Genomic DNA, 7,853 nt, shown 5'->3' on the forward strand with positions numbered 1-7,853 from the left:
GCCGCCGACTTCGACTGGGCGTGCGCCCGCCACGTCGTGGACCTCGGCGGAGCCCGGCGGGCGGGCCCCCCCCCCGCGCGGGGCGCCCCCCCCCGCCCTGCTGGAGGAGTGCGCCGAGCGCCCGCTGGAGGAGGTGGGCGTCGCCGCGCTGGCACGCCGGGCCGGGGTGGGGCGGGCCACCTTCTACGTGCACTACGACAGCCTGGAGGCGCTGGCGGTCGACGCCTGCGCGGACGTCGTACGAGAGGCCGTGGAGGCCCTGCACGCCTGGCGCGGACGGCCGGACCCGGTGCACGCCCCGCCCGCGCTGGCGGAGTTCTTCACGGACCTCGCCCCGCACACGGCCCTGTACCGGGCCCTGCTCGCCCCGGGCGGCGGCGGGCCGCTGGGCCGGGTGCTGCACCGGGACCTGCGGGCCCGCAGCCTGGCCGAGCGCGAGCTGGCGGGCGCCGCGGACGCCCCGCTGGTCGCCTCGGCCGTGGCCGCGACCTTCGCGGGTGTCCTGGCCGACTGGCTGCACGGGCTCCTGGAGGGCGCTCCCGGTGAGGTGGCCGACCAGGTGTGGCAGTTGCTGGTCGCCCTGCACATGAGCCGGTGAGGGCCCTCACTTGCAGGCCGGGCCGCTCTTCGTCAGGGGCCAGGCCTCCACTCCGCCGGGGGTGCGGACGTATGCCGTGGACTTGTCGTCCGTCAGCCACAACCGCCAGTCGTGGTAGTGGTATCCGGTGTCGTGCGCGTCGGCGGGCATACGGACGTCGCCCCGGTACGGGGTGGTCAGCATGACGTCGGCGTCGAGCACGTCGTCGGGGTCGCGGGCGTAGGTCCTGCGGTCCTCGCCCCTGCCCAGATCCAGGAAGTGCGCCTGCTGCCAGTCGCAGTGCTCGGCGCCGGCGTAGCTGCTGATCTCCGTGAGGGGAACCCGCCCGCCGTTCCTGTCCGTCCAGATCTCGTAGTCCTGCGAGTCCGTGAAGCTCGCCGGGAGCTCGGCCGGGTCGCAGGAGGCGTTGGTCTCCGGGCCCCAACCGGGCCGGTCCTTCTGGTCCTTGGCGACCACCACGGCCACCTTGGTCCGGCCGCCGACGTCGAAGGAGTAGAGCACACGGTGCGCGTCCCTGCGCTCCACGCGGTATCCGTGCTCCGGCAGCGCCGGCTGGAACATGTCGAAGTAGAGCTTCAGGCCCTCCTCCGGCGTCTTCCCGCCGTCGCCCTCACTCCATCCGTCGGGACCGCCGCCCTCGTAGACCTCCCCGTCGCACTCCAGCGCGCGGCCCGCGGCGCCGGACTCGATGCGGCGGGCCTTGGGTGTGTTCTCGTCCAGGAACTTGGTGGGGACGTACAGCGGACCGCTGTAGGGCGACGCCGGCGGCGTACCCCTGACCACCACGTCCGGTCCGTTCCCGTCGTCGCAGGCCACCACCGTCACGGCCGCCAGTACGGTCACCGCCACCAGGCCTCTGTGCATGTCTGCCCCCTGTTTCCCGACTTCTGTTCCGGTTCCTTCGACGCGGCGGCGTACCGAATCGTTCGAAGATCGGCGGGCCGTCCGGAACGCGGTGCGCGGGCTCGTCCATGCCTGGCCGGCGGGCAGTTCCGCCAGGCACTCTCGAAACTCGAAGACATATGTCAATCGAACATGCTCAAATTCCCTCCATCGAGGGTAACTTGCTGGGCGGGGGAAGGGTTTTCCCGGCGCGGGTGGGAGGTGGGGCCGTCGTGCGACAGGAACCGCGACAGGAGCCGCGGCGGGAGCCCGCACCACTCACCCGGCACCTGCGCTTCCACCAGGACCGGGGTCACACGGTGCTGGAGTTCCGCGGCGAGATCGACATCGCGGCGGCCACGGAGATCACGCCGTACCTGGACCGCGTGACCGACCGGCCCGGCGCCCGGGTCGTGCTCGACCTGCGGCACATCGACTTCTTCGACTGCTCGGGGCTGCGCCTGCTGTACCGGGCCCGGCGCCGGGTCCTCGACCGCGACGGGCATCTGCAGCTGGTGTGCACCCACCCGCTGACCCTGCGCGTCCTCCGGCTCACCGGTCTGTCGCGCCTGCTGCCCCCTAGGTCGACCCTGGACGCGGCCCTCGGACAGTCCGAGGCCACGTCCGGCTCGTTATGACCCCGCCCGCCTACGTGATGATCCTGGTGACCTGACCGGCGCCCACGGTCCGCCCGCCCTCCCGGATCGCGAACTTGAGCCCCTCCTCCATGGCGATGGGCTGGATCAGCTCGACGTGCATGGTCGTGTTGTCACCCGGCATGACCATCTCGGTGCCCTTGGGCAGGGTCACCACTCCGGTCACGTCGGTGGTGCGGAAGTAGAACTGCGGGCGGTAGTTCTCGAAGAACGGGGTGTGCCGGCCACCCTCGTCCCTGGACAGGATGTAGGCCCGCGCCTCGAACACCGTGTGCGGGGTGACCGATCCCGGCTTGATGACGACCTGGCCGCGCTCGACCTCCTCGCGCTTGACGCCCCGCAGCAGCAGACCGACGTTCTCCCCGGCCCGGCCCTCGTCGAGCAGCTTGCGGAACATCTCGACGCCGGTGACCGTCGTCCTCGTCTTCTGCTCGCGGATGCCGATGATCTCCACCTCGCTGTGCACCCTCAGCGTGCCGCGCTCGATCCGGCCGGTGACCACCGTGCCGCGGCCGGTGATGGTGAAGACGTCCTCGATCGGCATCAGGAACGGCTTGTCCACGTCACGCTGCGGCTCCGGCACGAACTCGTCCACCGCGTCGAGGAGTTCGAGCACCGACGCGGTCCACTCCGCAACGCCCTCCAGGGCCTTGAGCGCGGAGACCCTGACGACCGGCACGTCGTCCCCGGGGAACCCGTACTCGGTGAGCAGCTCGCGCACCTCCAGCTCCACGAGCTCCAGGATCTCCTCGTCGTCCACCATGTCCGTCTTGTTGAGCGCGACGACGATGTAGGGCACGCCCACCTGCCGGGCCAGCAGGACGTGTTCCTTGGTCTGCGGCATCGGCCCGTCGGTCGCCGCGACGACCAGGATCGCGCCGTCCATCTGGGCGGCACCGGTGATCATGTTCTTGATGTAGTCGGCGTGCCCCGGACAGTCGACGTGCGCGTAGTGGCGGCGCTCGGTCTGGTACTCGACGTGCGCGATGGAGATGGTGATGCCGCGCTGCCGCTCCTCGGGCGCCTTGTCGATCTGGTCGAACGGCGTGAAGGGGTTGAGCTCGGGGAACTTGTCGTGCAGCACCTTGGTGATGGCTGCCGTGAGGGTCGTCTTGCCGTGGTCGATGTGACCGATGGTGCCGATGTTCACGTGCGGTTTGGTCCGCTCGAACTTCGCCTTCGCCACTGCGAGCCCTCCTGGTCGGACGGGTGATGTCAGGCGCGGCTCCGCTGCTGCCCGCCCTTCATGTCTATTCGCTCCGGGGCGCGTCGAACAGGGCGCTGACGGACTCGCCGTTGTGAATGCGGCGCACGGCCTCGGCCAGCGCCGGGGCGATGGACAGCACGCGCAGCTTGTCCGTGTGCTCCGCCACGGGGACCGGCACGGTGTTGGTGCAGACGATCTCCAGCACGTCCGGCTGCTCGCTGAGCCTCTTCAGGGCACCCGCCGCGAACAGCCCGTGGGTGCACGCCACCCGGATCGAGCGGGGCTCCAACTCCCGTAGCCGCTCCATGAGTTCGAGCACCGTGCTGCCCTTGGCGATCTCGTCGTCCAGCACGATGACATCCCGCCCGGTCACCTCGCCGATCACCGAGTTGATGTTCACCCGGTCGTCCGCGAACCGCTGCTTGGCGCCCGCCGCGACCTGGGCGCCGATCAGCCGGGCGAAGGCGGCGGCCTCCTTGGCGTTGCCGAGGTCGGGCGAGACCACGGTGGTGCGCGAGAGGTCGTACTGCCTGAAGTGCGCGGCGAGTTCACGCAGCGCGTGCAGATGGTCCACGGGCACCGAGAAGAATCCGTGCACCTGGGGCGAGTGCAGGGTCATGGCCAGGACGCGGCTCGCGCCCGCCGACACCATGAGGTCGGCGACCAGGCGTCCCCCGAGGGAGATGCGGGGCGCGTCCTTCTTGTCGGAGCGCGCGTAGGAGTAGTGCGGCATGACGATCGTGATGCGGCCGGCGGAGGCGCCCCGGGCCGCGTCGCACATCATCAGCAGCTCGACCAGATGCTCCTGCACCGGCCTGACCAGCGGCTGGACGATGAACACGTCGCGCTCGCGGCAATTGGCCTGAAGCTGCACCTCCAGACAGTCGTTGGCGAACCGGCTTACCCGGGTGGGACTGAGCGGTACCCCGAGGTGCGCGCAGACCTCCTGCGCCAGCTCGGGGTGGGCACTGCCACTGAAGACTGCGATGTCACGCACGATCCGCTCCTCGCATGATCATTACGGGCTGCGGGGCTCATGCTACTGACGCCACCCACGCTCACCAGGGCACGGGTGCGCCGTCGTGGCCGAGGCCCACCGGGTGGCCGACGGCCGGCCCGGGCGGCGGGGGCGCGCCTGTCCGGGGCGGACCGGACCCGAAGTGCGCCGGGCACGCCTCCGTCGGGGATGCCTATCGGCCAACGAATCGGTCTGCCACGGAATTTGCCGGGCAAGCGGACCGTAGGAAGGAGGGCCGTCGACATGACGACGTCCATCAAGGCCCTGCCCACGCGCATGCCCCTGTGGGCGAAGCTGCTGACCGCCTTCGTGCTGGTGCTCGCGGTCCTGTTCGCCGGGATCCGGCTGGCCGTGCTCCCAGGACTCAAGGACCTGTTCGGCACCGAGTCGCACGACCGCTCGGGTCCCGCGCTCCTCAAGTCCATCCAGGACATGAGCCGTTACGACGCCGCGTCCGGCAACTTCCAGGTCGTCGTGGATCTGGAGAAGGACGCCAAGTACCTGCCCGACGCGATCCGCGGCACCCGCACCCTGTACGTCGGGGCGGGCACCGTGGACGCGTACGTCGACCTCGGCAAGCTCGGAAGGAACGACGTGTCGGTCAACGGCGACCGCACGTCCGCCACGCTCCGGCTGCCGCACGCCCGGCTCGGCAAGCCGGCCCTCGACGCCGACCACTCGTACACCGTGTCCAAGCAGCGCGGACTCATCGACCGGCTCGGCGACCTCTTCTCGGACAACCCCAACAGCGAGCACGCCGTCCAGCAGCTCGCCGTACGCCACATCGGCGAGGCGGCCCAGGACAGCGGGCTCACCACGCGGGCCGAGTCGAACACCACCGACATGCTCCAGGGCCTGCTGGGTTCCCTCGGCTTCAAGGAGGTGCACGTGTCGTACGGATCCTGACCGGACGCCCGGCACCCGGCATCCTCGGCCCCTTTGCGGGTAACCGGCTCACAACGCAGGGAAGTTGAAGACTGGAGGACCGAATGGCCCGTACCGCCCTGAACCTGCGCACCATCTGGTCCGGCCGGACCGCCGAGGCCGATCCGGCAGCCAAGAGCGACCCAGCCCGCAAGGCCGCGGGCACCGCCAAGGCCGAGCGGGCGGACAAGAGCGGCGGCACCGGCAGGACCGAGCGGACGAGGAAGAGCCGCCGTAGGGGCGGGAGCGGCCGATCCGGCAAGGCCGGCGGCACCGGCGGCAGGCGCACGGTCCGCGGCGGCCGTCCGGCGAGGCCCGGGCGCGTCGCGCGGCCCGCCGCGGCCGAACGTCATGGGCTGCCCACCCCTGTCCGGCTGCTGGCGATGCTGTGCGCCTTCGCCTTCATGGTGGCGTTCGCGGTCGTGCTGGCCCGGCTCACCCTGCAGCCGTCCCCGGCGTCGGTGTCGCTCGCGCACAGCAATCTGCATCCGGGTCGCTCGCTGAAGGCGTATCTGGACCAGCCGGAACTGCGCGACGCCGTCAAACAGATCGGCGGGAACCTGCTGCTGGGCGTCCCGTTCGGGGTGCTGGTGCCGGTGCTGGCGCCGCGGGCGCGCGGAATCCTGCAGGTGGTGCTGCTCACCGCGATCGTGATGCTGCTGGTGGAGCTGGCCCAGGGGGCACTGGTGACCGGGCGTGCCTTCGACGTGGACGACGTCATCCTCAACACCTCTGGTGCGCTGGTCGGTTACCTGCTTCTGGGACGACGGCTGGGGCGGGCGGTGCACGCACGCGTCCGGAAGCAGTAACGCGTCCGGAAGCAGTAATCACGGAACACTGGTCCGTACCAGACTATTGACGACCCCTTACCTCACTTCTTAAATCAAGTGGCGACCCATCCGCCCCCCACCGGAAGGAGAGCCGTGGCCTCCCCACGCCTGCTCCGCAGATGCCTGTTCGCCACGATGTCCGCCGCGCTGGTCGCGTCCGTCGCCGTCGGACCCGCACGGGCCGACGGCCGTTCCCCCGCCGCCACCGCCTCCGCCGCCGCTCCGTCCGCCGCTGCCGCCGTGGCCTTCTCCGACACCTTCGACGGACCCGCCGGTTCCGCGCCCGACTCCTCGAAGTGGCAGATCGAGACCGGCGACAACGTCAACAACCACGAGCGGCAGTACTACACGCCGGGGAACAGGAACGCGGCCCTGGACGGCCAGGGCCACCTGGTGATCACCGCCCGGCGTGAGAACCCGGCCGGTTACCAGTGCTGGTACGGCACGTGCCAGTACACCTCGGCGCGGCTGAACACGTCGGGGAGGTTCACCGCGCAGTACGGGCACGTCGAGGCCCGGATGAAGATCCCGCGCGGACAGGGGATGTGGCCCGCGTTCTGGATGCTCGGCACACCGGTCGACTGGCCCGACTCGGGCGAGATCGACGTCATGGAGAACGTCGGCTTCGAGCCCTCGACCGTCCACGGCACCATCCACGGGCCGGGCTACTCCGGGTCGGGCGGCATAGGCGCGGCCTACTCGCTGCCCGGCGGCCAGGCCTTCGCGGACGCCTTTCACACGTTCGCCGTCGACTGGGCACCCGGCTCGATCACCTGGTCGGTGGACGGGACCGTCTACCAGCGGCGGACCCCCGCCGACCTGGGCAGCAGGACGTGGGTGTTCGACAAGCCGTTCTTCCTGATCCTCAACCTGGCCGTCGGCGGCTACTGGCCCGGCGACCCGGACGGCTCCACCGTCCTCCCGCAGCAGCTGGTGGTGGACTCGGTGTCGGTGACCACGAGCGGCTCGACGGCCGGCTCCGCGGTCAAGGGGCTGGCCGGCAAGTGCGTGGACGTGGCCGGCGCGAACCCCGCCAACGGCACGCCCGTACAGCTGTACGACTGCAACGGCACCGCCGCCCAGCAGTGGACGGTCGGCTCGGACGGCACGATCCGGGCGCTCGGCAAATGCCTCGACGTCACCGGGAACGGGACCGCGGACGGCTCGACCGTACAGCTGTGGGACTGCACGGGTGGCCCCAACCAGAAGTGGGCCGTCTCCGCGGCGCACGACATCGTGAACCCTCAGGCGGACAAGTGCCTGGACGTCACGGGCAACAGTCCCGCCAATGGCACCCGGCTGCAGATCTGGACCTGCACGGGCGGCGCCAACCAGAAGTGGACGGTCGGCTGATCGGCCGGCCTCAGCGGGGCATCCAGGTGAACTTGTCTCCGCCGACCCAGCGGATCACGTCCGGGTCGTCCAGGTCGTGCACGGTGATGCCGTAGGCAGCGGCGGTTTCCAGGACGTCGGTGATGGCGTGTGCCTCGCCGACCACTTCCCCGTCGATCTCCATGATGCGGAAGGGCGGGGTGCCCGGCCTGCCAGTCATGACGCCGAGCACCAGGATCCGCGGCCGGGAGACGCGGGGGCACGCTATTTCGGTCATGCATAGAGGGTAGAACGCCACCGGCAAAAGCGAACAATATGTGCCATTGATCGGGTGGCGGGCGCGCCCGCCACCCGTCGTGCGGCCCCCTCGGCGCTGGGGAACCCTGGAGGTGGAGGTGGCGGGCCA

General features: G+C 70.6%; 9 protein-coding genes. 5 read left to right on the forward strand and 4 right to left on the reverse strand.

From position 1 onward, the window contains the following. Positions 1–97 precede the first annotated feature (97 nt). Positions 98–598: a TetR/AcrR family transcriptional regulator gene (locus ACFW2E_RS35835; protein WP_384472887.1), complete on the forward strand. Its 501-nt coding sequence runs from the start codon at positions 98–100 to the stop codon at positions 596–598. A gap of 6 nt (positions 599–604) precedes the next feature. On the opposite strand, the gene ACFW2E_RS35840 is transcribed toward ACFW2E_RS35835, so the two are convergent. After that, positions 605–1,462, reverse strand: a complete 858-nt coding sequence (locus ACFW2E_RS35840) for a hypothetical protein (protein WP_384472866.1) — start codon at positions 1,460–1,462, stop codon at positions 605–607. Positions 1,463–1,713: 251 nt separating this feature from the next. Here ACFW2E_RS35840 and ACFW2E_RS35845 point away from each other — a divergent pair, with 251 nt between their 5' ends. Next, positions 1,714–2,118 carry an anti-sigma factor antagonist gene (locus ACFW2E_RS35845; protein WP_384472869.1) on the forward strand — a complete coding sequence of 135 codons (405 nt, stop codon included), beginning with the start codon at positions 1,714–1,716 and terminating at the stop codon, positions 2,116–2,118. A gap of 10 nt (positions 2,119–2,128) precedes the next feature. On the opposite strand, the gene tuf is transcribed toward ACFW2E_RS35845, so the two are convergent. Then, positions 2,129–3,322, reverse strand: coding sequence for an elongation factor Tu (tuf, locus tag ACFW2E_RS35850; RefSeq protein WP_384472872.1), 1,194 nt, complete (start codon positions 3,320–3,322; stop codon positions 2,129–2,131). A gap of 64 nt (positions 3,323–3,386) precedes the next feature. Beyond that, complete coding sequence (locus ACFW2E_RS35855; RefSeq protein ID WP_384472875.1) at positions 3,387–4,340, reverse strand: ribose-phosphate diphosphokinase; 954 nt, start codon at positions 4,338–4,340, stop codon at positions 3,387–3,389. A gap of 264 nt (positions 4,341–4,604) precedes the next feature. Here ACFW2E_RS35855 and ACFW2E_RS35860 point away from each other — a divergent pair, with 264 nt between their 5' ends. The 3 genes from ACFW2E_RS35860 to ACFW2E_RS35870 all read left to right on the forward strand — a co-directional run bounded on the left by ACFW2E_RS35860 (position 4,605) and on the right by ACFW2E_RS35870 (position 7,468). Further along, positions 4,605–5,267: a DUF4230 domain-containing protein gene (locus ACFW2E_RS35860; RefSeq protein WP_384472878.1), complete on the forward strand. Its 663-nt coding sequence runs from the start codon at positions 4,605–4,607 to the stop codon at positions 5,265–5,267. Between the two features lie 374 nt (positions 5,268–5,641). Continuing rightward, positions 5,642–6,094 carry a VanZ family protein gene (locus ACFW2E_RS35865; protein WP_384472890.1) on the forward strand — a complete coding sequence of 151 codons (453 nt, stop codon included), beginning with the start codon at positions 5,642–5,644 and terminating at the stop codon, positions 6,092–6,094. A 114-nt stretch (positions 6,095–6,208) separates the two neighbouring features. Continuing rightward, positions 6,209–7,468: a ricin-type beta-trefoil lectin domain protein gene (locus ACFW2E_RS35870; RefSeq protein WP_384472881.1), complete on the forward strand. Its 1,260-nt coding sequence runs from the start codon at positions 6,209–6,211 to the stop codon at positions 7,466–7,468. A 10-nt stretch (positions 7,469–7,478) separates the two neighbouring features. On the opposite strand, the gene ACFW2E_RS35875 is transcribed toward ACFW2E_RS35870, so the two are convergent. Next, positions 7,479–7,724, reverse strand: coding sequence for a hypothetical protein (locus ACFW2E_RS35875; RefSeq protein WP_384472884.1), 246 nt, complete (start codon positions 7,722–7,724; stop codon positions 7,479–7,481). Positions 7,725–7,853: the final 129 nt, after the last annotated feature.

Source organism: Streptomyces sp. NPDC058964 (assembly GCF_042741275.1).
Lineage (GTDB): Bacteria > Actinomycetota > Actinomycetes > Streptomycetales > Streptomycetaceae > Streptomyces.

Bases quoted from the DNA above. Each gene is read 5' to 3' on its own strand.
- ACFW2E_RS35840 (WP_384472866.1), bottom strand. From the start codon at position 1,462: ATGCACAGAGGCCTGGTGGCGGTGACCGTACTGGCGGCCGTGACGGTG.
- ACFW2E_RS35860 (WP_384472878.1), top strand. From the start codon at position 4,605: ATGACGACGTCCATCAAGGCCCTGCCCACGCGCATGCCCCTGTGGGCG.
- ACFW2E_RS35875 (WP_384472884.1), bottom strand. From the start codon at position 7,724: ATGACCGAAATAGCGTGCCCCCGCGTCTCCCGGCCGCGGATCCTGGTG.